Origin of the sequence: Citrobacter sp. Cu231 (assembly GCF_030332265.1) — a bacterium.
GTDB classification, from domain to species: Bacteria; Pseudomonadota; Gammaproteobacteria; order Enterobacterales; family Enterobacteriaceae; genus Citrobacter; species Citrobacter meridianamericanus.
Genome location: NZ_JAOWIE010000046.1, coordinates 84,032 through 107,616 on the forward strand (window position 1 = coordinate 84,032; position 23,585 = coordinate 107,616).

Annotated in this window: 22 protein-coding genes; 16 read left to right on the forward strand and 6 right to left on the reverse strand. The window is 53.3% G+C overall.

The window, feature by feature from the left end; all coding sequences use genetic code 11:
- The first annotated feature begins 182 nt into the window (after positions 1–182).
- Positions 183–923 (forward strand): 3'(2'),5'-bisphosphate nucleotidase CysQ, encoded by a 741-nt coding sequence (gene cysQ, locus OGY15_RS20210; RefSeq protein WP_008786026.1) that lies wholly within the window; start codon positions 183–185, stop codon positions 921–923.
- Here the strand turns inward: cysQ and OGY15_RS20215 are convergent.
- Entirely contained in the window at positions 913–1,470 is a 558-nt protein-coding gene (locus OGY15_RS20215; protein ID WP_286540833.1) for a YtfJ family protein, read from the reverse strand. The genes cysQ and OGY15_RS20215 overlap by 11 nt on opposite strands.
- 328 nt (positions 1,471–1,798) lie before the next feature.
- Between OGY15_RS20215 and OGY15_RS20220 the strand changes: the two genes are divergently transcribed.
- Positions 1,799–2,005, forward strand: a complete 207-nt coding sequence (locus OGY15_RS20220; RefSeq protein WP_003025710.1) for a DUF1107 domain-containing protein — start codon at positions 1,799–1,801, stop codon at positions 2,003–2,005.
- A gap of 67 nt (positions 2,006–2,072) precedes the next feature.
- Here the strand turns inward: OGY15_RS20220 and paeA are convergent, their stop codons facing one another.
- On the reverse strand, positions 2,073–3,413 hold the full coding sequence (paeA, locus tag OGY15_RS20225) for a polyamine export protein PaeA (RefSeq protein ID WP_151217392.1): 1,341 nt from the start codon (positions 3,411–3,413) through the stop codon (positions 2,073–2,075).
- A 274-nt stretch (positions 3,414–3,687) separates the two neighbouring features.
- Positions 3,688–4,326 carry a peptide-methionine (S)-S-oxide reductase MsrA gene (gene msrA, locus OGY15_RS20230; protein WP_286540836.1) on the reverse strand — a complete coding sequence of 213 codons (639 nt, stop codon included), beginning with the start codon at positions 4,324–4,326 and terminating at the stop codon, positions 3,688–3,690.
- A 211-nt stretch (positions 4,327–4,537) separates the two neighbouring features.
- Here msrA and tamA point away from each other — a divergent pair, with 211 nt between their 5' ends.
- Genes tamA through OGY15_RS20245 form a run of 3 tightly spaced genes read left to right on the forward strand, consistent with a single transcriptional unit; the run spans position 4,538 to position 10,391 of the window.
- Positions 4,538–6,271, forward strand: a complete 1,734-nt coding sequence (tamA, locus tag OGY15_RS20235) for an autotransporter assembly complex protein TamA (protein ID WP_003025718.1) — start codon at positions 4,538–4,540, stop codon at positions 6,269–6,271.
- Complete coding sequence (tamB, locus tag OGY15_RS20240) at positions 6,268–10,044, forward strand: autotransporter assembly complex protein TamB (protein WP_286540838.1); 3,777 nt, start codon at positions 6,268–6,270, stop codon at positions 10,042–10,044. The genes tamA and tamB overlap by 4 nt, the downstream gene beginning before the upstream one ends.
- Positions 10,045–10,046: 2 nt before the next feature.
- The gene (locus OGY15_RS20245; RefSeq protein ID WP_029139743.1) at positions 10,047–10,391 is read left to right on the forward strand and encodes a gamma-glutamylcyclotransferase family protein; all 345 of its coding nucleotides are present in this window, start codon (positions 10,047–10,049) and stop codon (positions 10,389–10,391) included.
- A 104-nt stretch (positions 10,392–10,495) separates the two neighbouring features.
- Here the strand turns inward: OGY15_RS20245 and ppa are convergent, their stop codons facing one another.
- Positions 10,496–11,023, reverse strand: a complete 528-nt coding sequence (gene ppa, locus OGY15_RS20250) for an inorganic diphosphatase (RefSeq protein ID WP_003025726.1) — start codon at positions 11,021–11,023, stop codon at positions 10,496–10,498.
- 308 nt (positions 11,024–11,331) lie between these two features.
- Here ppa and ytfQ point away from each other — a divergent pair, with 308 nt between their 5' ends.
- From ytfQ to OGY15_RS20275, 5 genes are all read left to right on the forward strand, one after another.
- On the forward strand, positions 11,332–12,288 hold the full coding sequence (ytfQ, locus tag OGY15_RS20255) for a galactofuranose ABC transporter substrate-binding protein YtfQ (RefSeq protein ID WP_005134480.1): 957 nt from the start codon (positions 11,332–11,334) through the stop codon (positions 12,286–12,288).
- 84 nt (positions 12,289–12,372) lie between these two features.
- Positions 12,373–13,875: a galactofuranose ABC transporter, ATP-binding protein YtfR gene (gene ytfR, locus OGY15_RS20260; protein ID WP_187253625.1), complete on the forward strand. Its 1,503-nt coding sequence runs from the start codon at positions 12,373–12,375 to the stop codon at positions 13,873–13,875.
- Positions 13,876–13,888: 13 nt separating this feature from the next.
- Entirely contained in the window at positions 13,889–14,911 is a 1,023-nt protein-coding gene (ytfT, locus tag OGY15_RS20265; RefSeq protein WP_151217413.1) for a galactofuranose ABC transporter, ATP-binding protein YtfT, read from the forward strand.
- Positions 14,898–15,899 (forward strand): galactofuranose ABC transporter, permease protein YjfF, encoded by a 1,002-nt coding sequence (yjfF, locus tag OGY15_RS20270; RefSeq protein ID WP_151217415.1) that lies wholly within the window; start codon positions 14,898–14,900, stop codon positions 15,897–15,899. The genes ytfT and yjfF overlap by 14 nt, the downstream gene beginning before the upstream one ends.
- A gap of 103 nt (positions 15,900–16,002) precedes the next feature.
- Positions 16,003–17,115, forward strand: a complete 1,113-nt coding sequence (locus OGY15_RS20275; protein ID WP_151224482.1) for a methyl-accepting chemotaxis protein — start codon at positions 16,003–16,005, stop codon at positions 17,113–17,115.
- 52 nt (positions 17,116–17,167) lie between these two features.
- On the opposite strand, the gene fbp is transcribed toward OGY15_RS20275, so the two are convergent.
- Positions 17,168–18,166 (reverse strand): class 1 fructose-bisphosphatase, encoded by a 999-nt coding sequence (gene fbp, locus OGY15_RS20280; protein ID WP_003025742.1) that lies wholly within the window; start codon positions 18,164–18,166, stop codon positions 17,168–17,170.
- Between the two features lie 175 nt (positions 18,167–18,341).
- Between fbp and mpl the strand changes: the two genes are divergently transcribed.
- The gene (gene mpl, locus OGY15_RS20285) at positions 18,342–19,721 is read left to right on the forward strand and encodes a UDP-N-acetylmuramate:L-alanyl-gamma-D-glutamyl-meso-diaminopimelate ligase (RefSeq protein WP_187259196.1); all 1,380 of its coding nucleotides are present in this window, start codon (positions 18,342–18,344) and stop codon (positions 19,719–19,721) included.
- Between the two features lie 99 nt (positions 19,722–19,820).
- On the opposite strand, the gene yjgA is transcribed toward mpl, so the two are convergent.
- Positions 19,821–20,372 carry a ribosome biogenesis factor YjgA gene (yjgA, locus tag OGY15_RS20290; protein ID WP_087051760.1) on the reverse strand — a complete coding sequence of 184 codons (552 nt, stop codon included), beginning with the start codon at positions 20,370–20,372 and terminating at the stop codon, positions 19,821–19,823.
- A gap of 95 nt (positions 20,373–20,467) precedes the next feature.
- Here yjgA and pmbA point away from each other — a divergent pair, with 95 nt between their 5' ends.
- The 5 genes from pmbA to OGY15_RS20315 all read left to right on the forward strand — a co-directional run bounded on the left by pmbA (position 20,468) and on the right by OGY15_RS20315 (position 23,568).
- Entirely contained in the window at positions 20,468–21,820 is a 1,353-nt protein-coding gene (pmbA, locus tag OGY15_RS20295) for a metalloprotease PmbA (RefSeq protein ID WP_003830385.1), read from the forward strand.
- A gap of 47 nt (positions 21,821–21,867) precedes the next feature.
- Positions 21,868–22,254: a cytochrome b562 gene (cybC, locus tag OGY15_RS20300; RefSeq protein ID WP_151217419.1), complete on the forward strand. Its 387-nt coding sequence runs from the start codon at positions 21,868–21,870 to the stop codon at positions 22,252–22,254.
- Between the two features lie 330 nt (positions 22,255–22,584).
- Complete coding sequence (locus OGY15_RS20305) at positions 22,585–22,893, forward strand: PRD domain-containing protein (protein ID WP_016151467.1); 309 nt, start codon at positions 22,585–22,587, stop codon at positions 22,891–22,893.
- Between the two features lie 10 nt (positions 22,894–22,903).
- Entirely contained in the window at positions 22,904–23,266 is a 363-nt protein-coding gene (locus tag OGY15_RS20310) for an SFCGS family glycine-rich protein (RefSeq protein ID WP_103675660.1), read from the forward strand.
- Between the two features lie 2 nt (positions 23,267–23,268).
- Complete coding sequence (locus OGY15_RS20315; RefSeq protein WP_038636649.1) at positions 23,269–23,568, forward strand: DUF4312 family protein; 300 nt, start codon at positions 23,269–23,271, stop codon at positions 23,566–23,568.
- The last annotated feature ends 17 nt before the right edge of the window (positions 23,569–23,585 follow it).

Here is a 23,585-nt window from a genome sequence, read left to right on the forward strand (position 1 = left end):
CATCCTTTTAAGATCTAAGCCACAAAAGAAAATGTATATAAATCTTCTTGCTTACAGAACTGTGAATCATGACATGAATATAGCGTTTAAAACCGCAGACGCTATCACAGTTGGCGGATCCCCTGACGATCGGGTATAAGTAAAACAACGAGTTAACACCACTGACAGAAACGAGGTGGAGAATGCTAGAACATGTATGCCAGCTTGCACGGAACGCGGGCGATGCCATTATGCAGGTCTACGATGGAATCAAACCGATGGAGATTACCAGCAAGCAGGATGATTCTCCGGTCACGGCGGCAGATATCGCCGCGCATACGGTGATCCTCGAAGGATTACTGGCTCTGACGCCGGATATTCCGGTTCTGTCTGAAGAGGCGCCTCCTGGCTGGGATGTTCGCCAGCACTGGCAGCGCTACTGGCTGGTGGACCCGCTGGACGGGACCAAAGAGTTCATTAAGCGTAACGGTGAATTTACCGTCAATATTGCGCTGATCGAGAAAGGAAAGCCGGTTCTGGGCGTGGTTTACGCGCCGGTAATGAAAGTGATGTACAGCGCAGCAGAAGGTAAAGCGTGGAAAGAAGAGTGCGGCGTACGTAAACAAATTCAGGTTCGTGACGCGCGTCCGCCGCTGGTGGTCATTAGCCGCTCGCATGCCGATAATGAGTTAAAAGAGTATCTGCAACAGTTGGGCGAGCACCAGACCACGTCGATTGGCTCATCGTTGAAGTTCTGCCTGGTGGCGGAAGGGCACGCACAGCTGTACCCGCGTTTTGGGCCCACTAACGTATGGGACACCGCCGCGGGCCACGCTGTTGCCGCCGCAGCCGGAGCGCACGTTCACGACTGGCAGGGGAAACCTCTGGATTACACCCCACGTGAATCGTTCCTCAACCCCGGCTTCCGCGTTTCTATTTACTGAGCAATTTGTGCAGCAGGGCAATTACCTGCTGCACCTCTTCCTGCGTTAATGCGCCATCTTTTGCCCACTGCACGCGTCCGTCCTTGTCGAGTACGACGATAGCGGAGCTCTCTTCATCCAGTTGCCAGGCTTTACGCGCAATGCCATTGCTGTCGACAATGAATTGCGACCACGGGTAGAGCTTCTTATTGCTCTCCAGACTGCTGCGCACAAACATACCGGAGCCGGGAATGGCGTCATCTGTGTTGACGATAGTGGTGGTCTGGTATTTGTCGTGCGGCAGGTTGGCGGCTTTGATTGCCTCGATCAGTGTCGCATTTTTCTCTTTGGCGGAGGTGCGTCCGGCAATGTGTTGCACAATTCGCACTTTCCCAGGCAACTGCGCGCTATTCCAGCTTTTGTAGCTAAACTTATCGTTATCGAGAATCAGTTCGCCGCGATCGGCGATCCCCACCGGTGGTACGCGTTGGTCAGCCTCAAACTTATGTGCGGAGGCAATCATCGGCAGCAGCAGAAACGACAGCGCCAACAGTTTTCGTAAGGTCATAGGTTTTCCTTCTTTCTTTTATTTTGCAGGTGATCCGACCACTTGGGTCTGGAATTTAATCATATGTGCGATTGATGCTTTTTCCCGCAAGCGCGATGCCAGTTTGCGGACGGGCGCACAAATCCTGCAAAAAATGAAGGCTTATACTGAAGACAGCGAAGCGTTGAAAAGATAATTCTGAATAATTGTAACCTGAAGGTAAATAAACTTATACACGCTGGAAACATCAACGAGATAGTCTATAGTCATAGGGCATTAAAATTTGCGCCTGAGGATTGTCGGACCGATTGTGGTACCGCAAAGGCGTAATGCTCAGCAGGAGACAACAATGAAAATTTTCCAACGATACAACCCGCTGCAGGTGGCGAAGTACGTGAAGATCCTGTTTCGTGGACGGTTATATATCAAGGATGTAGGCGCTTTTGAATTTGATAAGGGTAAGATTCTTATCCCAAAAGTGAAGGACAAACTGCATTTTTCCGTGATGTCCGAAGTTAACCGTCAGGTCTTGCGTCTGCAAACTGAGATGGCTTGATCAAAGTGCTATGCGGTAGTTAAAAAAACGGCTCCTGGATGGGAGCCGTTGATGTTTTTGTCAGGCGTTAAGACGCCTTTGCCTCTTCTTTTGCATCCGGCAGCTTTGGTACCAGAACGGTAGGTTTGCTGTCCAGTCGCGTTACCAACAACTGATCGATCTTGTAGTTATCGATATCCACCACTTCAAATTTGTAGCCAGAATACTTCACCGAGTCGGTGCGTTTCGGGATTTTACGCAGCATGAACATCATAAAGCCGCCGATGGTTTCATAGTTGCCGGACTGCGGAAACTCGTCGATATCCAGTACGCGCATAACGTCATCAATCGGCGTACCGCCATCAACTAACCATGAGTTTTCATCACGCGCCACAATCTGCTCTTCCAGACCCTGGCCAACTAAATCGCCCATCAGCGTGGTCATCACGTCATTGAGCGTGATAATCCCTACCACCAGCGCGTACTCGTTCATGATGACGGCAAAATCTTCGCCTGCGGTTTTGAAGCTTTCCAGCGCTTCCGAGAGCGTCAATGTATCCGGAACAATCAACGTATTGCGAATCTGTACGCCGCTGTTCAGCGCCATGCTTTGATTCGCCAGTACGCGGTTGAGGAGATCCTTTGAATCAACATAGCCAATGATGTGGTCGATATCTTCGTTACACACCAGGAACTTGGAGTGCGGATGTTCCGCCACCTTGTTCTTCAGGCTTTGCTCATCTTCGTGGAGATCGAACCAGATAATATTCTCGCGGGAGGTCATAGAAGACGGTACGGTACGCGATTCCAGTTCGAACACGTTTTCAATCAGCTCATGTTCCTGCTTACGCAAAACACCTGCCAGCGCACCGGCTTCGACCACGGCGTAAATGTCGTCCGAAGTGATATCGTCTTTACGCACCATCGGGATCTTAAACAGGCGGAAAATGTTATTTGCCAGACCGTTGAAGAACCACACCAGCGGGCGGAAGACCAGCAGGCAGAAGCGCATCGGGTTGATGATACGCAAAGCCACAGCTTCTGGCGCAATCATACCGATGCGTTTCGGGGTTAAATCCGCGAACAGGATGAACAGGCCAGTAACCAGCGAGAATGACAGAATAAAGCTTAACTGTTCGGACAGCTCTGGAGCGAAGTATTTTGAGAACAGGCTGTGAAAAGCCGGGGAGAATGCCGCATCACCGACTATACCGCCGAGAATAGCGACCGCGTTAAGGCCGATTTGCACGACGGTAAAAAACATGCCGGGGTTTTCCTGCATCTTCAAAACACGCTGTGCGTTCACGCTGCCTTCATCGGCAAGCAGTTTAAGTTTTATTTTGCGTGATGCAGCAAGCGAGATCTCAGATATCGAGAAAAACGCACTCACGGCGATCAGGCAGAGAATGACTAAAATACTGTTTAACATATCTTATCCGACCGTTCAGGTCAGATCCTCGGAAGGGAGAAGTTGATACTCGTCGTCTTTCAAGCTGCAGGTGCGTTAGCTGCACTCATTCACCCCAGTCACATAGTTATCTATGCTCCTGGGGATTCACGAGTTTGCCGCCTGCCTGCAACTCGAAATCCATAGAGTATAAATCCAATGGAATATTCAATGAAAACCGGTCCGAAGGGAGTGGACCGGTAATTTCAGAAGCTAGTATAGCGTAAGGTACTGTAAAGTCGCCAGAGGGGGGAAATTATCCTTGTGGCGGCAGGCAAACGCCAATTCCGCCAATGCCACAATATCCATAAGGATTTTTATGCAGATATTGCTGGTGATCGTCCTCGGCATAGTAGAAAGGCGTTGCCGTAGTGATTTCTGTGGTAATGGTGCGCTCGTCGCCTGCGGCGGTCATTGCTGCCTGAAAACGCTCAAGGCTGGCCTGTGCGGCGGCGGTTTGTTCCGGCGTTAACGGGTAAATGGCGGAGCGATACTGCGTACCCTGGTCGTTCCCCTGACGCATGCCCTGCGCCGGATCGTGATTTTCCCAGAACACCTGCAGCAGTTGTTCGTAGCTGATAACATGCGGGTCATAGACGACGCGTACCGCTTCGGCGTGTCCGGTATCGCCGGAACAGACTTCCCGATAAGTTGGGTTTGGGGTGTAACCACCTGTGTATCCGGCTGCGGTGCTATATACGCCGGGTAATGACCAGAATAAACGTTCAACGCCCCAGAAGCATCCCATGGCGAAATAAGCTATCTCCATACCTTCGGGCACGTTGGTCATCGAATGTTGGTTAACCGCATGCAGCGTTGCCACTGGCATCGGGGTGTTGCGTCCAGGTAGGGCATCTGCTTGAGTAACAAGATGCTTTCTATCAAATAAACTCATGGCCGTTCTCCCGAAATCAGTCATTTGGGTTAAGGTTGTAACGAGACGCGTCTTTGCCCACAATAAACAGCGTGAATGCGTCTAGAGTTAAACATAAGAAATATTTGGGTTGCCGTCTGTTTTTCAACTCTTATTGTTGATTTTTTGTTAAGCCGAGGAACGGCATAGTATTTTTTCCAGGGGTGGGAAAAAAGGATATTCAGGAGAAAATGTGCCACATATCCGTCAGTTATGTTGGGTGGGATTACTGTGCTTAAGTGGCTCCGCCGCCGCCGCGAATGTTCGCTTACAGGTCGAAGGATTATCAGGACCGCTGGAGAAAAACGTCCGTGCGCAGCTGTCCACGATTCAAAGTGATGAAGTCACTCCAGACCGACGCTTTCGTGCGCGCGTTGATGATGCCATCCGCGAAGGGCTAAAAGCGCTGGGCTACTTTGAGCCGACCATTGATTTTGAACTACGTCCACCGCCGGCAAAAGGACGCCAGGTGCTGATTGCCAAAGTCACTCCTGGCGAGCCAGTGCTGATTGGCGGCACAGAAGTGATTCTGCGCGGTGGCGCACGTACGGATAAAGATTACCTGGATCTGCTGAAAACGCGCCCGGCAATCGGCACTGTGCTGAATCAGGGTGACTATGACAACTTCAAAAAGTCACTCACCAGCGTGGCGCTGCGCAAAGGTTATTTCGACAGTGAATTTAATAAAAGCCAGCTTGGAATAGCGCTTGAGCGCCGCCAGGCGTTCTGGGATATCGATTACAACAGCGGTGAACGCTATCGCTTTGGGCATGTCACCTTTGAAGGCTCGCAAATTCGCGATGAGTATCTGCAAAATCTGGTGCCCTTTAAAGAAGGTGAAGAGTACGAGTCGAAAGATCTGGGCGAACTGAACCGTCGTCTGTCGGCGACCGGATGGTTTAACTCCGTGGTCGTCGCGCCGGAGTTTGATAAAGCCCGCAAAACCAAAGTGCTGCCGCTGAAAGGCGTGGTCTCACCGCGCACCGAAAACACCATCGAAACCGGGGTTGGTTATTCAACTGATGTCGGACCACGGGTGAAGACCTCGTGGAAAAAGCCGTGGATGAACTCCTACGGCCACAGCCTGACAACCAGCGCCAGTATCTCGGCGCCAGAGCAGGTGCTTGATTTCAGCTATAAAATGCCGCTGTTAAAGAACCCGCTGGAACAGTATTACCTGGTACAGGGCGGCTTTAAGCGAACCGATTTAAATGACACCGAGCAGGATTCCACAACGCTTGCGGTTTCCCGCTACTGGGACCTCTCCAGCGGCTGGCAGCGCGCGATTAACCTGCGCTGGAGCCTCGACCACTTTACCCAGGGTAACGTCACCAACACTACTATGCTGCTCTATCCGGGCGTGATGATCAGCCGGACGCGCTCACGCGGCGGCTTGATGCCTGTCTGGGGCGACTCTCAGCGTTATTCTATTGATTACTCCAACACCGCCTGGGGGTCAGATGTTGATTTCTCCGTTTTCCAGGCGCAAAACGTCTGGATCCGCACGCTGTACGATCGCCATCGTTTTGTGATGCGCGGTAATCTCGGCTGGATTGAGACCGGAGACTTCGACAAAGTACCGCCGGATCTGCGTTTCTTCGCCGGGGGCGATCGCAGTATTCGCGGCTATAAATACAAATCTATTTCGCCGGAAGGTAGCGACGGCAAGCTGAAAGGGGCCTCCAAGCTGGCAACTGGCTCGCTGGAATACCAGTACAACGTGACCGGTAAATGGTGGGGCGCGATGTTTGTCGATAGCGGTGAAGCGGTCAGCGATATTCGCCGAAGCGATTTCAAAACCGGTGCCGGGGTCGGCGTACGCTGGCAATCACCAGTGGGGCCTATCAAGCTCGACTTTGCCGTCCCGGTCGGCGACAAAGATGAACATGGTTTACAGTTTTACATCGGTCTGGGGCCTGAATTATGAGTTTATGGAAGAAGATAAGCCTCGGTGTGCTGATTTTTATCCTGCTGTTGTTAGGCACGGTGGCGTTCCTCGTCGGTACCACCTCCGGCCTGCATCTGATCTTCAAAGCAGCTAATCGTTGGGTTCCGGGGCTGGAGATCGGTCAGGTCACCGGCGGCTGGCGGGATTTATCACTTAAAAATATCCGTTATGACCAGCCCGGCGTGGCAGTAAATGCTGGCGAAGTACATCTGGCCGTTGGGCTTAATTGCCTGTGGAATAGCAGTCTGTGCGTCAACGATCTGTCGCTGAAAAATATCAACGTAGCGATCGACAGCAAAAAAATGCCGCCATCAGCGCCGGTTGAGGAAGAAGAGAACGGTCCGCTTAACCTTTCCACGCCTTACCCAATCACGCTTTCACGCGTGGCACTTAACAACATCAATATTAAAATCGATGACACCACGGTTTCCGTGCTGGACTTTACCTCTGGTCTGAACTGGCAGGAAAAAACGCTGACGTTGAAGCCAACGTCATTGCAGGGGCTGCTGATTGCCCTGCCTAAAGTGGCGGAAGTGGCGCAGGAAGAGGTCGTCGAACCAAAGATTCAAAACCCGCAGCCGGATGAAAAGCCGCTCGGCGAAACGCTAAAAGATCTGTTCTCACAGCCGGTGCTGCCGGAAATGACCGATGTCCATCTGCCGCTCAATCTCAATATTGAAGAGTTTCGCGGCGAGCAGCTGCGCGTGACCGGAGATACGGATTTAACGGTCCATAACCTGTTGCTGAAAGTGAGCAGCATTGACGGCAACATGAAGCTGGATACGCTGGATATCGACTCGAATCAGGGATCGGTAAAAGCCAGCGGTACGGCGCAGCTCACCGACACATGGCCGGTCGATATTACGTTAAACAGCACGCTGAACATCGACCCGTTAAAAGGCGAAAAGGTGAAGCTGAAGGTCGGCGGCGCACTGCGTGACCAGTTGGAAGTCGGCGTAAATCTGTCTGGTCCGGTGGATATGGACCTACGGGCGCAAACGCGTCTGGCGGAAGCCGGGTTGCCGCTCAATCTGGAAGTGGTGAGTAAGCAAATATACTGGCCGTTTACCGGCGACAAGCAGTTCCAGGCTGATGACATCAAGCTCAAACTGACCGGCAAGATGACCGACTACACGTTGTCGATGCGTACCGCAGTGAAGGGGCAGGATATTCCTCCGGCTACCATCACGCTGGACGCTAAAGGTAACGAACAGCAGATCAATCTCGACAAACTCAGCGTTGCGGCGCTGGAAGGGAAAACCGAGCTGAAAGCGCTGGTGGACTGGCAGCAGGCGATCAGCTGGCGCGGGGAGTTAACGCTGGATGGCATCAACACCGCGAAAGCGATTCCAGACTGGCCGTCAAAACTGAATGGCCTGGTGAAAACGCGCGGCAGTCTGTACGGTGGAAGCTGGCAGATGGAGGTTCCGGAGCTGAAGCTGACCGGCAACGTGAAGCAGAACAAGGTCAATGTGAATGGTTCACTGAAGGGTAACAGTTACCTGCAGTGGACGATCCCGGGGCTGCATCTGGAACTGGGGCGCAACAGCGCGGATGTGAAAGGGGAACTGGGGGTCAAAGACCTCAATCTCGACGCGACGATTGATGCCCCGAGCCTGGATAACGCGCTGCCTGGACTGGGCGGTACGGCGAAAGGGCTGGTAAAAGTTCGCGGTACGGTTGAAGCGCCGCAGCTGCTGGCGGATATCACCGCTCGCGGTCTGCGCTGGCAAGAGCTTTCCGTCGCTCAGGTACGCGTCGAAGGCGATGTGAAATCGGCCGAGCAAATCGCCGGTAATCTCAATGTTCGCGTAGAGCGGATTGTACAACCTGACGTGAATATTGGCCTGGTGACGCTTAACGCCAAAGGCAGTGAAAAGCAGCATGAGCTGCAACTGCGCATTCAGGGTGAGCCGGTTTCCGGACAGCTTGATCTAGCGGGTAGCTTTGATCGTAAAGAACAGCGCTGGAAAGGGACGCTGAGCAATACGCGCTTCCAGACGCCGGTGGGTCCGTGGTCGTTGAACCGCCCTATTGCGCTGGATTACCGTAATCAGGAACAGAAAATCAGCATTGGGCCGCACTGCTGGAACAACCCGAATGCGGAACTGTGCGTACCGCAAGCCATTGATGCCGGTGCAGAAGGGCGCGCGGTGGTGAACCTGAATCGCTTCGATCTGGCAATGCTGAAACCGTTTATGCCGGATGCAACCCAGGCCAGCGGTGTGTTCACTGGCAAAGCCGATGTGAGCTGGGACACCACCAAAGAAGGGCTGCCGCAGGGGCAAGTGACGCTGAATGGACGTAACGTGAAGGTCACGCAAAGCGTGAACGATGCATCGCTTCCGGTGGCGTTTGACACGCTGAATCTGACTGCTGACCTGCATAATAACCGTGCCGAGCTGGGCTGGCTGATTCGCCTGACCAACAACGGGCAGTTTGACGGCCAGGTACAGGTGACGGATCCGCAAGGACGCCGCAACCTGGGCGGTAACGTCAATATTCGCAACTTCAATCTGGCGATGGTGAACCCCATCTTCTCGCGCGGTGAAAAAGCGGCTGGGGTGATCAACGCCAACCTGCGACTGGGCGGTGATGTGCAAAGCCCACAACTGCTTGGACAACTGCAACTGAGCGGTCTGGATATCGACGGTAACTTTATGCCGTTCGACATGCAGCCAAGCCAGTTAGCCGTTAATTTCACCGGAACACGCTCCACGCTGGCGGGCGTGGTGCGCACGCAGCAGGGAGAAATTAACCTGAGCGGCGATGCCGACTGGAGTCAAATAGACAACTGGCGGGCGCGGGTGGCGGCTAAAGGCAGCAGGGTACGTATTACCGTGCCGCCGATGGTTCGCCTGGATGTCTCGCCGGACGTGGTCTTTGAAGCCACGCCGAGCCTGTTTACCCTGGATGGCAACGTAGATGTGCCATGGGCGCGTATCGTGGTACACGACCTGCCGGAGAGCGCGGTAGGGGTTTCCAGCGACATGGTCATGCTGAACAACAATCTGCAGCCGGAGAAACCGCAGACAGCCAGTATTCCGATTAACAGCAACCTGAACATCCACGTCGGTAACAACGTGCGTATTGACGCTTTTGGTCTGAAAGCGCGTCTGACGGGCGACCTGAAAGTGGTACAGGATAAGCAGGGGCTGGGGCTGAACGGACAAATTAATATTCCGAGCGGTCGCTTCCATGCCTATGGTCAGGATCTGATTGTGCGTAAGGGCGAGCTGTTGTTCTCCGGCCCGCCGGATCAGCCGTTGCTCAATATTGAAGCGATTCGTAACCCGGATGCCACCGAAGACGACGTGATCGCCGGTGTTCGCGTGACCGGCACTGCCGATGAACCGAAGGCGGAGATCTTCTCCGACCCGGCAATGTCGCAGCAAATGGCGCTTTCCTACCTACTTCGCGGACAAGGACTTGATAGCGAACAGAGTGACAGCGCGGCGATGACCTCAATGCTTATTGGTCTGGGGGTTGCACAAAGTGGTCAGGTTGTGGGTAAAATCGGGGAGACATTTGGCGTAAGCAATCTGGCACTGGACACGCAAGGGGTGGGCGATTCATCTCAGGTAGTTGTCAGCGGATACGTACTGCCAGGTCTGCAGGTGAAATATGGTGTGGGTATATTTGACTCCTTAGCGACACTCACGCTACGTTATCGTCTGATGCCTAAGCTATATCTGGAAGCAGTGTCTGGCGTAGATCAGGCACTTGATTTGCTCTATCAGTTCGAGTTTTAGCAATGCGAATATTTGTCTACGGCAGTTTACGAACCAAACAAGGCAACAGCCACTGGATGACCAATGCCCTGTTGCTGGGGAATTTCAGTATCGACAACTACCAGTTGTATAGCCTGGGCCACTATCCAGGCGCCGTTCCGGGAAAGGGAACAGTACACGGGGAAGTTTATCGTATTGATAACGCCACGCTGGCAGAGCTTGATGCTCTGCGTACCCGTGGCGGTGAATACGCACGCCAGTTAATTCAAACGCCGTACGGAAGTGCATGGATGTACGTGTACCAACGTCCGGTTGATGGCTTAACGCTGATTGAAAGCGGCAACTGGTTAGACAGAGACCAGTACTGATGTGAACACGCCACCTTCGGGTGGCGTTGTTTTTTGTGCCAATCGTACTCGCATCAGGGCATAAAAAAGCCCCGACATGCGGGGCTAAGCATCAAAAGTAAAACTTACTTTTTCGCGCGCTCGAAGGAAGCAACGATTTCAGCTTTAGCGGCTTCAGCGTTGTCCCAACCGTCAACTTTTACCCATTTGCCTGCTTCGAGGTCTTTGTAGTGCTCGAAGAAGTGGGTAATCTGCGCTTTCAGCAGTTCCGGCAGGTCGGTCACATCTTTGATGTGGTCGTATTCTTTGCTCAGCTTGGTGTGCGGTACCGCAACCAGTTTCGCATCTTCACCGGATTCGTCGGTCATTTTCAGTACGCCAACCGGACGGCAGCGGATCACTGAACCTGGTTCCAGCGGATACGGGGTCGGGACCAGAACGTCTACCGGGTCACCGTCCAGAGACAGGGTGTGGTTGATGTAACCGTAGTTGCACGGATAGAACATCGCGGTGGACATGAAGCGGTCAACGAACAGGGCGCCGCTCTCTTTGTCAACTTCGTATTTGATCGGATCTGCGTTGGCAGGGATCTCGATAACAACGTAGATATCTTCCGGCAGATCTTTACCGGCAGGGACGTTGAGTAAGCTCATGTCTGTTTCCTTTAAATATGCTATGGCAAACAAGTGGCGGGTATTATAGCCAACTCGCGCTGAATGTCTCCGCTTGTTTTCGCTTTATCTACGTGCATTTTCTTCTTTTTACCCCTCTCTGATGACAGAAAAATCCATATCTTCAGCCGCATTTTTCATAGCGAGATGAAAACGATTACAAAGTTGTGATTAACGTTTTATTTACTTTTTTGAAGTGTGATGTAACGCAATCTGTTACATGCTCAATTGTCTATAGTTTTTCGCGACGGTTTATTAACCAACAATAATCACCCTACGAGGACGCACTTATGTGGAAGCGCTTACTTTTAGTCACAGCAGTTTCGGCAGCCATGTCGTCTATGGCAATGGCAGCCCCTTTAACCGTAGGATTTTCACAGGTTGGCTCTGAATCCGGCTGGCGCGCCGCAGAAACCAACGTTGCGAAAAGCGAGGCCGAAAAGCGGGGTATTACGCTGAAAATCGCTGACGGCCAGCAAAAGCAGGAAAACCAGATTAAGGCAGTCCGCTCATTCGTGGCGCAGGGCGTTGATGCCATCTTTATTGCCCCGGTCGTGGCAACGGGTTGGGAGCCGGTCTTAAAAGAAGCAAAAGATGCCGACATTCCCGTCTTTTTGCTCGATCGTTCCATCGATGTAAAAGACAAATCTCTCTATATGACCACCGTCACCGCTGACAACGTGCTGGAAGGTAAATTGATTGGCGACTGGCTAATTAAAGAAGTGAACGGCAAGCCGTGTAACGTTGTTGAGCTGCAAGGGACCGTCGGGGCAAGTGTAGCGATCGATCGTAAAAAAGGTTTTGCTGAAGCCATCGCTAACGCACCTAACATCAAAATTATCCGCTCACAGTCCGGTGACTTCACCCGCAGTAAAGGGAAAGAAGTGATGGAGAGCTTTATTAAAGCTGAAAACAACGGCAAGAACATCTGCATGGTTTACGCCCACAACGATGACATGGTGATCGGTGCGATTCAGGCGATCAAAGAAGCGGGTCTGAAACCCGGTAAAGATATTCTTACCGGTTCCATCGACGGCGTACCGGATATCTACAAAGCGATGATTGATGGTGAAGCTAACGCCAGCGTCGAGCTGACGCCGAATATGGCAGGTCCGGCCTTCGATGCGCTGGAGAAATTCAAAAAAGACGGCACGATGCCTGAGAAGCTGACCATCACCAAGTCGATCCTCTACCTGCCAGATACGGCGAAAGAAGAGTTAGAGAAGAAGAAAAACATGGGCTACTAGTTTTGCTGTCGGTCTTCTGTAGGTCTGATGGCGCTGCGCTTATCAGGCCTACGAAACGCCGTGATTTCGCACCGGAGGAATGCCATGACCACCGACCAACATCAGGAGATCCTCCGCACCGAAGGATTAAGTAAATTTTTTCCCGGCGTCAAAGCACTGGATAACGTGGATTTTAGTTTGCGTCGTGGCGAGATTATGGCGCTGCTGGGTGAAAACGGAGCCGGTAAATCGACGCTAATCAAAGCGCTGACCGGTGTTTACCACGCCGATCGCGGCACTATCTGGCTCGAAGGCCAGCAGATTTCCCCGAAAAATACCGCCCATGCCCAGCAACTGGGGATTGGCACCGTGTATCAGGAAGTAAACCTGCTGCCCAATATGTCGGTCGCGGATAACCTGTTTATTGGCCGTGAACCACGGCGTTTTGGCCTGCTACAGCGTAAGCAGATGGAAAAACGCGCCACGGAGCTGATGGCGTCATACGGTTTTTCCCTCGACGTACGCGAGCCGCTGAACCGCTTTTCTGTGGCGATGCAGCAGATTGTCGCGATTTGCCGCGCGATCGATCTCTCCGCGAAAGTGCTGATCCTCGATGAACCCACAGCCAGCCTCGATACCCAGGAAGTTGAAATGCTGTTCGGCCTGATGCGCCATCTTCGCGATCGGGGCGTCAGTCTGATCTTCGTCACCCATTTCCTCGATCAGGTTTATCAGGTCAGCGATCGCATCACCGTTCTGCGTAACGGCGGCTTCGTTGGCTGCCGCGAAACCCGCGAGTTGCCACAGATCGAACTGGTCAAAATGATGTTGGGCCGCGAACTGGATACCCATGCGCTACAGCGTGCGGGACGCACGTTACTGAGCGATAAGCCGGTGGCGGCCTTTAGCGGTTTTGGCAAGAAAGGCACCATCGCGCCGTTTGATCTACAGGTGCGTCCCGGTGAGATTGTTGGTCTTGCCGGATTGCTGGGATCCGGGCGCACGGAAACGGCGGAGGTGATCTTCGGTATTAAACCTGCCGATAGCGGTAGTGCGCTGATCAAAGGTAAACCGCAGATTTTACGATCCCCACATCAGGCTTCGTGCCTGGGGATCGGCTTCTGTCCGGAAGATCGTAAAACGGATGGTATTATCGCCGCCGCCTCGGTGCGGGAAAACATCATTCTGGCTTTGCAGGCGCAACGTGGCTGGCTGCGGCCTATTGCGAGGAAAGAACAAAACGAGATTGCCGAGCGTTTTATCCGTCAGCTTGGAATTCGTACCCCCAACGCCGAGCAACCAATCGAGTTTCTCTCTGGCGGTAATCAGCAAAAAGTTTTGCTCTCGCGCTGGTTACTCACCAAACCGCAGTTCCTGATCCTCGATGAACCCACGCGGGGAATCGATGTCGGCGCACATGCTGAGATCATCCGCCTGATCGAAACGCTGTGCGCGGATGGCCTGGCGCTGCTGGTGATTTCATCCGAACTGGAGGAGTTAGTGGGTTATGCCGATCGCGTCATTATTATGCGCGATCGCAAACAGGTGGCCGAGATCCCGCTGGCTGAACTGTCCGTACCGGCGATCATGAATGCCATTGCGGCCTAAGGAGACTATGGTGATGCCTCAATCTCTCCCTCAATCCAACACTGCGAAACGACGGTTCCGTTGGCCAAAAGGTATGCCGCAACTGGTGGCGCTACTGCTGGTGCTGCTGGTCGACAGCCTGGTGGCCCCACACTTCTACCAGGTGATTTTGCAGGATGGACGCCTGTTCGGCAGCCCGATTGATATTCTCAACCGTGCCGCTCCCGTGGCGCTGTTGGCGATTGGTATGACGCTGGTGATCGCCACCGGCGGTATTGATCTTTCCGTTGGCGCGGTGATGGCGATTGCCGGTGCGACCACCGCGGCGATGACGGTGGCCGGGCACAGTCTGCCGGTGGTGCTGCTTGCTGCCTTAGGTTCCGGCATTCTGGCCGGGCTGTGGAACGGGATTCTGGTGGCAATCCTCAAGATCCAGCCGTTTGTTGCGACGCTCATCCTGATGGTGGCCGGGCGTGGAGTGGCGCAGCTTATCACGTCCGGGCAGATCGTCACCTTCAACTCGCCCGAGCTGTCGTGGTTTGGCAGCGGCTCGCTCTTTCTGTTCCCCACGCCGGTGATCATCGCGCTGCTGACGCTGGTCGCCTTTTGGCTGCTAACGCGTAAAACGGCGCTGGGCATGTTTATTGAAGCGGTGGGCATTAACATTCGTGCGGCGAAAAATGCCGGGGTGAATACCCGCATCATTGTGATGCTCACTTATGTACTGAGCGGCCTGTGTGCGGCTATCGCCGGTATTATCGTCACGGCGGATATCCGTGGGGCAGATGCCAATAACGCCGGATTGTGGCTGGAACTGGATGCCATCCTGGCGGTGGTCATCGGTGGTGGCTCGCTGATGGGCGGGCGATTTAACCTGCTGCTGTCGGTGATCGGCGCATTGATTATTCAGGGAATGAACACCGGGATTTTACTGTCGGGCTTCCAGCCGGAGCTGAACCAGGTGGTCAAAGCCGTGGTGGTGTTGTGTGTACTGGTCGTGCAGTCACAACGCTTTATCAGCCTGATAAAAGGAGTGCGTGGTCATGATAAAACGTAATTTACCGCTAATGATTACTCTCGGCGTGTTTGTGCTGGGGTATCTCTACTGCCTGACCCAGTTTCCGGCTTTTGCTTCAACTCGGGTAATCTGCAATATCCTGACCGATAACGCTTTTTTAGGGATTATTGCCGTGGGCATGACCTTCGTGATCCTCTCTGGCGGGATCGACCTTTCCGTTGGCTCGGTCATCGCCTTTACTGGCGTATTTCTGGCGAAGGCTATTGGTTATTGGGGTATTTCCCCGCTGCTGGCGTTTCCCCTGATTTTGCTGATGGGTTGCGCGTTTGGCGCATTTATGGGGTTACTGATTGATGCGCTGAAGATCCCTGCGTTCATTATTACGCTGGCGGGAATGTTCTTCCTGCGTGGCGTCAGCTATCTGGTCTCTGAAGAGTCGATCCCAATTAACCATCCGATCTATGACACGCTCTCAAGCCTGGCATGGAAAATTCCCGGCGGCGGTCGCCTGAGCGCGATGGGGTTGTTAATGCTGGGCGTGGTGGTGATTGGCATCTTCCTTGCGCACCGTACGCGGTTTGGTAATCAGGTTTACGCCATTGGTGGCAACGCCACCTCGGCCAACCTGATGGGGATCTCAACCCGTAGCACGACCATTCGTATCTATATGCTGTCTACCGGGCTTGCTACGCTGGCCGGCATTGTGTTTTCAATTTACACCCAGGCGGGTTATGCGTTGGCGGGCGTTGGCGTTGAGCTGGATGCGATTGCTTCGGTTGTTATCGGCGGAACGCTACTGAGCGGCGGGGTCGGTACGGTGTTAGGTACCTTGTTTGGCGTCGCTATTCAGGGATTAATTCAAACCTATATTAATTTTGACGGCACATTAAGTTCCTGGTGGACGAAGATTGCGATTGGTATTTTATTGTTTATTTTTATAGCGTTACAACGCGGTTTGACGGTGCTATGGGAAAATCGTCAAAGCTCGCCGGTAACCCGAGTGGGTACGACAGCAACACCAAAGTAACATCCTGATTTTACTAAAAACATTTAAATACCTAAACTTTTTCCGGTTGTAGTCGATAGGTTCTGTACAGGTCTGTTTTAACCCTACAACCGGAAATATAACAATGCCAAAATCCCTTTCAATTCGATCAAGTTTGTTGGTGTTATTGTCGCTGCTGACGTTCCTTCTGTTACTGACTGGAGGGATGGGGCTATATGCCTCTACTCGTATTATTACTTCATTGATTTACCACGCTATTATGAGTGGGGCAATGTTGGCTGCTATCGCGCTACTGGCCGTGATTTGGTTCATGCTGCGAAATAAGTTTCTCAAGCCGCTGGATAGTATAGTGGAGCAACTGGAACGCCTGGCGACGGGGGATTTGTCGCCGGTTTCGGCGCTGTCGGCTAGCGCTGAATTCAACCGCCTGAGCGCAGCGATGGATGAAATGCGCCATTCGCTGGGCGACTCGGTACAACGCGTACGCGATGCCAGTTCGCAAATTGATATTGGTAGCCGTGAGCTGACTGCCGGAAACCAGCATCTGGCGCAACGCACTGAATCGACCGCCACGTCGCTGGAGCAGACCGCCGCCAGCATGGAAGAACTCACGGCGACCGTGAAACAGAATGCGCAGAACGCGGAACAGGCGCATCAGTTGGCAAAATCGGTGTCGGATACCGCCGATCGCGGTAGCGAGATGGTGTGCTATGTGATCGAGAAAATGCGCGATATTTCAGGCAGTTCCAGCCGAATCGCCGACATCCTTAGCGTAATCGATGGTATTGCTTTCCAGACCAACATCCTGGCGCTTAATGCCTCCGTTGAAGCGGCGCGCGCCGGTGAGCAAGGGCGGGGCTTTGCGGTTGTCGCAGGTGAAGTCCGAAATCTGGCCAGCCGCAGTGCTGAAGCGGCAAAAGAGATCCGCACCTTAATCAGCGATTCGCACACGCACGTAGGTGAAGGCAGTGAGCTGGCGCAGCAGGCGGGTGAAACCATGGATGAGATTGCGACCGAGGTCATGCGTATGACCAAACTGATGCGTGAAATTGCCAGTGCGTCCCAGGAACAGAGTCGCGGCATTGAGCAGGTGAATATTGCGGTGATTCAGATGGATGAAACGGCGCAGCAAAATGCGGCGTTGGTACAGCAGTCGTCAGCAGCTACCCGCTCGCTGGAAGAGCAGTCACATGCGCTGCTTGAAGCAATGGCAGTGTTTAAAGTACAAACGGCGTAGCGGATAAATTTGCCGGATGATGGCGTTAACACGTCTCATCCGGCAAAACGTATTACGCGTCCGGGAACTCGCGGATAAAGCGTTCTACATCTTCAACCATATGGTCGTTACCCACGAAGAAGGAGCGGCGCTGATGCAGGCTTTCCGGGATAATATCCAGAATACGATTTTTACCGTCGCTCGCCTTGCCGCCCGCTTGCTCGGCCAGCAGGGCCATTGGGTTGCATTCGTACAGCAGACGCAGTTTCCCTTCCGGGTGGCTGGCGGTGCTTGGGTACAGGTAGATTCCGCCTTTCAGCAGATTGCGATGGAAGTCCGCAACCAGAGAGCCAATGTAGCGCGAGGTGTACGGGCGCTGGGTTGACTTATCTTCTTCCTGGCAGAATTTAATGTACTTCTTCACGCCGTTCGGGAATTTAATGTAGTTGCCTTCGTTAATGGAGTATGTGCTGCCTTTCGCCGGGAAGCGCATACGTTCCTGGCTGAGGCAGAATACGCCCAGAGAAGGATCGTAGGTGAAGGCGTGTACGCCGCAGCCGGTGGTGTACACCAGCATGGTGGAAGAACCATAAACCACGTAACCTGCCGCAACCTGCTTGTTGCCCGGCTGCAGGAAATCCTCTTCCGTGACCGGCGTGCCGACGGGGGTTACGCGGCGATAAATAGAGAAAATCGTACCGACAGAGACGTTAACATCGATGTTGGATGAGCCATCCAGCGGATCCATCAGCACAACATATTTTGCGTGTTCACAGCCTTCAAAGACGACGATTTCATCTTCTTCTTCCGAGGCAATGCCCGCCACAATGTCGCGCGCCTTCAGTGCAGCTTTCAGTTTTTCGTTCGCGAACAGATCGAGTTTTTGCTGAACCTCTCCCTGCACGTTCTCAGCACCGCTGGCACCCAGGATATCGACCAGACCGGCCTTATTGATATCGCGGTGGATGATCTTGGCGCCCAGCTTTATTGCCGACAACAAAGCAGTGAGTTCACCGGTAGCATGAGAAAACTCGTGCTGCTTTTCGACAATAAATTCACCTAACGTTTTCATAACACTTTCCCTGCAATTTATGTGGAGTAAAGCGACCGCAACAATATTAACAAATATTTCCATTGTTGCGCTTAGGTGAATCGCGCCAGCAAACTACGGAATATCCTGAAATGCGTTTCTCACTTGCCGGACATGTGCGTAAAATGGCCCCCAGATTAAAAAAGGATAGTGACGTATGCGCATTCATATTTTGGGAATTTGTGGCACTTTCATGGGCGGTCTGGCGATGCTGGCGCGCTCGCTCGGTCATGAAGTAACCGGTTCGGACGCCAATGTGTATCCGCCGATGAGTACCTTGCTTGAGAAGCAAGGTATTGATTTAATTCAGGGGTACGATGCCAGCCAGCTCGACCCGCAGCCGGACTTAGTGATCATCGGTAATGCCATGACCCGTGGTAATCCGTGCGTGGAAGCGGTGCTCGAGAAGAACATCCCGTACATGTCCGGCCCACAGTGGTTGCATGACTTTGTGCTGCGCGATCGCTGGGTACTGGCGGTTGCGGGCACGCATGGCAAAACCACCACCGCCGGAATGGCGACCTGGATCCTCGAAGCCTGCGGCTATAAGCCTGGCTTTGTGATCGGCGGCGTACCGGGTAACTTTGAGGTTTCTGCGCGTCTGGGCGAAAGCGACTTCTTCGTGATTGAAGCAGATGAGTACGACTGCGCCTTCTTCGACAAGCGTTCCAAATTCGTGCATTACTGCCCGCGTACGCTGATCCTCAACAACCTTGAGTTCGATCACGCGGACATCTTTGACGATCTGAAAGCGATCCAGAAACAGTTCCATCACCTGGTGCGTATCGTGCCGGGCCAGGGACGCATCATCTACCCGGAAAACGACATCAATCTGAAACAGACGATGGCGATGGGCTGCTGGAGCGAACAAGAGCTGGTGGGCGAACAAGGCCACTGGCAGGCGAAAAAGCTGACCACCGATGCCTCCGAGTGGGAAGTGTGGCTGGACGGTGAAAAAGTCGGTGAGGTGAAGTGGGGCCTGGTCGGCGAGCACAACATGCATAACGGTCTGATGGCGATTGCGGCCGCGCGCCATGTGGGCGTCGTGCCTGCGGATGCAGCCAACGCGCTCGGTTCATTCATCAACGCTCGTCGTCGTCTTGAGCTGCGGGGTGAAGCCAATGGCGTGACGGTGTATGACGATTTCGCCCATCACCCAACGGCCATTCTGGCGACGCTTGCGGCGTTGCGCGGTAAAGTGGGCGGTACGGCGCGCATCATCGCGGTGCTGGAACCCCGTTCGAACACCATGAAAATGGGCCTGTGCAAAGACGATCTGGCGCCGTCGTTAGGCCGTGCGGATGAAGTGTTCCTGCTGCAACCCCCGCATATTCCGTGGCAAGTAGCAGAAGTTGCTGAAGCCTGCGTTCAGCCAGCCCACTGGAGTGGCGATGTGGATGCACTGGCAGATATGGTGGTGAAAACCGCACAGCCTGGCGACCACATTCTGGTGATGAGCAACGGCGGATTTGGTGGTATTCATCAAAAACTGCTGGATGGCCTGGCGAAGAAAGCTCAGGCAGAAACGGAAGAGTAAAAAAATGCCCGGTGGCGCTACGCTTACCGGGCCTACAACGGATCGTAGGCCGGATAAGGTATTTGCACCGCCATCCGGCACTTTCGGCAGATGAAGAGGTTACGCTTCGTTTTCCGCCAGTTCACGCAGATACTGGAAGATCTGGCGGGAAGATTTTGGCGGCTTGTTGCCCGCTTTTTCTTTCCTGGCGTTACGCACCAGCGAACGCAGTTGCTGACGGTCGGCGTCAGGCCACAGGTTCATCACTTCTTCGATAGCTTCATCGTTACCGTCAACCATACGGTCACGCAGTTGCTCCAGCTTATGGAAGACAACGACCTGTTGGTTGTGGCGGTTTTTCAGCTTATCCAGCGCCTGACGGATAGGATCAACATCGCGCTGGCGCAACATTTTGCCAATCAGCTGCAGCTGGCGGCGGCGACCTTCCATCTTAATACGCTGGGCCAGCTCAATCGCGGCACGTAAATCCGCATCAAGCGGGATTTTATCCAGCGCGTTTTTCCCCAGTTTTACCAGTTCCACGCCCAGGTGTTTTAACTCCTCGGCGTCACGTTTTATTTCACTTTTACTGACCCAGATAATTTCATCGTCTTCGTCTTCGATGTCATCACCGGGAACGTCGTCGAGCCAGTCTTCGGGCTGCTTAGTCATGTCAGGCTCCTTAAAAAAAGAGGCTAATGTTACCAGTTAAGATGCGCACTGAAAAACGGTTCTCTGTTAGACTTCAGAGAAACTCTCTCTACATTATGGCATTTGCGATGAAAGTAATCTCACAAGTTGAAGCGCAGCGTAAGATTCTGGAAGAAGCGGTCTCGACGGCACTGGAATTAGCGTCAGGTAAGTCGGATGGCGCGGAAGTCGCTGTAAGCAAGACCACGGGTATTAGTGTCAGCACCCGTTATGGTGAAGTGGAGAACGTAGAATTCAATAGCGATGGCGCGTTGGGGATTACGGTTTATCACCAGAACCGTAAGGGTAGCGCATCGTCCACCGATTTAAGTCCGCAGGCGATTGCCCGTACCGTGCAGGCTGCACTGGATATTGCGCGTTACACCTCACCGGACCCGTGCGCGGGCGTTGCAGATAAAGAATTACTGGCCTTTGATGCGCCCGATCTGGATCTGTTCCACCCAGCGGAAGTCTCGCCTGACGAAGCTATCGAATTGGCTGCCCGCGCTGAACAGGCGGCGCTGCAGGCTGATAAGCGTATCACCAATACCGAAGGCGGCAGCTTTAACAGCCACTATGGCATCAAAGTATTTGGCAACAGCCACGGCATGCTGCAGGGCTACTGCTCCACTCGTCATTCCCTTTCCAGCTGTGTGATCGCGGAAGAAAATGGCGATATGGAACGCGATTACGCCTACACCATTGGTCGGGCGATGGGCGATCTGCAAACGCCGGAGTGGGTGGGGGCAGACTGTGCTCGCCGTACCTTATCTCGTTTGTCGCCGCGTAAGCTTTCCACCATGAAAGCGCCGGTGATTTTCGCCAACGAAGTGGCGACCGGACTGTTCGGACACCTGGTCGGCGCGATCGCCGGTGGTTCGGTGTACCGCAAATCCACCTTCCTGCTGGATTCGCTGGGTAAACAAATTCTGCCGGAATGGCTGACTATTGAAGAACATCCGCACCTGCTGAAGGGACTGGCGTCATCGCCGTTCGACAGTGAAGGGGTACGGACTGAACGCCGCGACATCATTAAAGACGGCGTGCTGACTCAATGGCTGTTGACCAACTATTCCGCACGTAAGCTGGGGCTGAAGAGCACCGGGCATGCGGGGGGGATCCACAACTGGCGAATTCCGGGACAAGGTCTAAGCTTCGAGCAGCTACTCAAAGAGATGGGTACAGGCCTTGTGGTTACCGAGCTGATGGGCCAGGGCGTAAGCGGCATTACCGGGGATTACTCGCGCGGTGCGGCGGGCTTCTGGGTCGAAAACGGCGAAATTCAGTATCCGGTAAGTGAAATTACCATCGCCGGGAACTTAAAAGAGATGTGGCGCAATATTGTGACCGTAGGGAACGATATTGAAACGCGCAGTAATATTCAGTGTGGTTCGGTATTGTTACCGGAGATGAAAATCGCCGGGCAATGATACTCGTTAAGGCGTAAATTTTTTAATAATAAAAAAGGAAGTGAGCAATGCGTAAACACCTGTTAGCGATCGTCGCGGCTTCAACGCTGGTTCTTGGTTCTTCTGCGTTTGCAGCCGATCTCGAAGATGACATGGGGATCCTCAACGACAACCTGAAGATCGTCGAAAAAACGGATAATGCGACTGAACTGAAAGATGCGTTAACCAAAATGCGTGCAGCCGCGCTGGACGCTCAAAAAGGAACACCGCCGAAGCTGGAAAGCAAATCCCCGGACAGCCCGGAGATGAAGGATTTCCGCCACGGTTTTGACACACTGATCGGTCAGATTGATGGCGCGCTTAAGCTGGCGAACGAAGGTAAAGTCAAAGAGGCGAAAGCCGTTGCGGAAGACATGAAAACCACGCGCAACGAAAACCACAAGAAGTTCCGCTAATCTACGCTATCCGGCCTGCATAACCGTGGGCCGGATAAGACGCTGCGTCACAACACCCCATAAGTAAACGCTATACCCATCACATTTTTTCATTTTTATCGTCCATTCATTGTTCGTATCGCCGTCCATTTTTCGGCTCACTCTTGCGATCTCAATCACATTCTTCCAGTGATAAATCGTGAACCCGACCCATTTTGCGGCGCAGATCACTAACGCTGACCCCCTTTCCACTTCGAAGTGGAAAACAACTCGCTACAAACTTTTAACCCCCACCGCTAATTTATCCCCAGAGCCATTAGTGGGGTAAGACGAGTGAATAACGGAGCTGTAATGAATGACATGGGGGAATCGGTGGAACTGGCCGACCGCATGCTGGCGCAGGTGTATGCCTTGCTGCGTGAACGCCACATTATTCCCAACGCTGTACAGGAACAGATGCTGACGTCGCATGTTCGCGCCATGGCGCACCGCTCGGTAACGGGTGAACCCTTACCTGAAGTCGATGCCAGCTTGTTTGATGAAATTTCTGCCGAATCAATGGCGCTTGCCCGCGACGTGGTTGCCGAGTTTGGCAACCTTCCTGAGGAAGAGGCCTGGCTGCTGTCGGTGCACTTCGAAGTCGCAAAAGACAACCTTTAAGGAGCAAAAGATGGAACAGATTACCGTAGTGATTGGCGATCGTCTGGGTAAAGGCCAGAAAGTGGCGGCAGGCGTTGAGAAAGCGGGTGGCCGTGCGGTTGTGGTACCAGGCGTTGCGGCTGACATGAAGCTGGGTGACGTAATGAAAGCGGAAAACGCCACCTTTGGTATCTCGTTTTGCGGCAGCGGTGGGGCGGGGGCAATTACCGCGCAGAACAAATACGGCTACAAGGCGAAATACGGCATGCGCTCGGTTGATGAAGGCGTCACCGCCATCAACGAAGGTTGCAACGTGCTGGGGTTCGGTTTTATGGACAAAGAAGAGCTCGGTGAACGCCTGGTTCAGGCGTGGCAAAAGAAACACGGCGCTTAAGCATGAAAGAGCAATTCACCACCACGGTGAGAGTCACTGGCAAGGGCGAGGCAAAAGCGCGCGCCTTTGCCGACGCCCTGAACCACGTTCAGGCTGCGGTGATGAAAGCGTCGCCGCATATCTTACTGCGTATTGAGCCACAGGATGTGCAGGTTGTTCAAGCGCGTGAAACGGTGCGCAAAGAGGCGTTTTTATTTCTCTTTCTGCGCCGGGAAAGACGCACCTTCAGCGTGGAGCTGGATGTGACCGTCAACGTGACTGCCATCAATCTCGACAAGGTGGATTTCGTTACGCAACGCTGATTCTTTATTAAAAGGCA

Excerpts from the sequence above, each read along its gene's own strand:
- OGY15_RS20245 (WP_029139743.1), top strand. The coding sequence starts at position 10,047 with ATGCGAATATTTGTCTACGGCAGTTTACGAACCAAACAAGGCAACAGC.
- cybC (WP_151217419.1), top strand. The coding sequence starts at position 21,868 with ATGCGTAAACACCTGTTAGCGATCGTCGCGGCTTCAACGCTGGTTCTT.
- mpl (WP_187259196.1), top strand. The coding sequence starts at position 18,342 with ATGCGCATTCATATTTTGGGAATTTGTGGCACTTTCATGGGCGGTCTG.
- OGY15_RS20220 (WP_003025710.1), top strand. The coding sequence starts at position 1,799 with ATGAAAATTTTCCAACGATACAACCCGCTGCAGGTGGCGAAGTACGTG.
- ytfR (WP_187253625.1), top strand. The coding sequence starts at position 12,373 with ATGACCACCGACCAACATCAGGAGATCCTCCGCACCGAAGGATTAAGT.
- yjgA (WP_087051760.1), bottom strand. The coding sequence starts at position 20,372 with ATGACTAAGCAGCCCGAAGACTGGCTCGACGACGTTCCCGGTGATGAC.
- ytfT (WP_151217413.1), top strand. The coding sequence starts at position 13,889 with ATGCCTCAATCTCTCCCTCAATCCAACACTGCGAAACGACGGTTCCGT.
- OGY15_RS20305 (WP_016151467.1), top strand. The coding sequence starts at position 22,585 with ATGAATGACATGGGGGAATCGGTGGAACTGGCCGACCGCATGCTGGCG.
- yjfF (WP_151217415.1), top strand. The coding sequence starts at position 14,898 with ATGATAAAACGTAATTTACCGCTAATGATTACTCTCGGCGTGTTTGTG.
- ytfQ (WP_005134480.1), top strand. The coding sequence starts at position 11,332 with ATGTGGAAGCGCTTACTTTTAGTCACAGCAGTTTCGGCAGCCATGTCG.
- paeA (WP_151217392.1), bottom strand. The coding sequence starts at position 3,413 with ATGTTAAACAGTATTTTAGTCATTCTCTGCCTGATCGCCGTGAGTGCG.
- OGY15_RS20315 (WP_038636649.1), top strand. The coding sequence starts at position 23,269 with ATGAAAGAGCAATTCACCACCACGGTGAGAGTCACTGGCAAGGGCGAG.
- pmbA (WP_003830385.1), top strand. The coding sequence starts at position 20,468 with ATGGCATTTGCGATGAAAGTAATCTCACAAGTTGAAGCGCAGCGTAAG.
- cysQ (WP_008786026.1), top strand. The coding sequence starts at position 183 with ATGCTAGAACATGTATGCCAGCTTGCACGGAACGCGGGCGATGCCATT.
- msrA (WP_286540836.1), bottom strand. The coding sequence starts at position 4,326 with ATGAGTTTATTTGATAGAAAGCATCTTGTTACTCAAGCAGATGCCCTA.
- OGY15_RS20215 (WP_286540833.1), bottom strand. The coding sequence starts at position 1,470 with ATGACCTTACGAAAACTGTTGGCGCTGTCGTTTCTGCTGCTGCCGATG.
- OGY15_RS20275 (WP_151224482.1), top strand. The coding sequence starts at position 16,003 with ATGCCAAAATCCCTTTCAATTCGATCAAGTTTGTTGGTGTTATTGTCG.
- tamB (WP_286540838.1), top strand. The coding sequence starts at position 6,268 with ATGAGTTTATGGAAGAAGATAAGCCTCGGTGTGCTGATTTTTATCCTG.
- OGY15_RS20310 (WP_103675660.1), top strand. The coding sequence starts at position 22,904 with ATGGAACAGATTACCGTAGTGATTGGCGATCGTCTGGGTAAAGGCCAG.
- fbp (WP_003025742.1), bottom strand. The coding sequence starts at position 18,166 with ATGAAAACGTTAGGTGAATTTATTGTCGAAAAGCAGCACGAGTTTTCT.
- ppa (WP_003025726.1), bottom strand. The coding sequence starts at position 11,023 with ATGAGCTTACTCAACGTCCCTGCCGGTAAAGATCTGCCGGAAGATATC.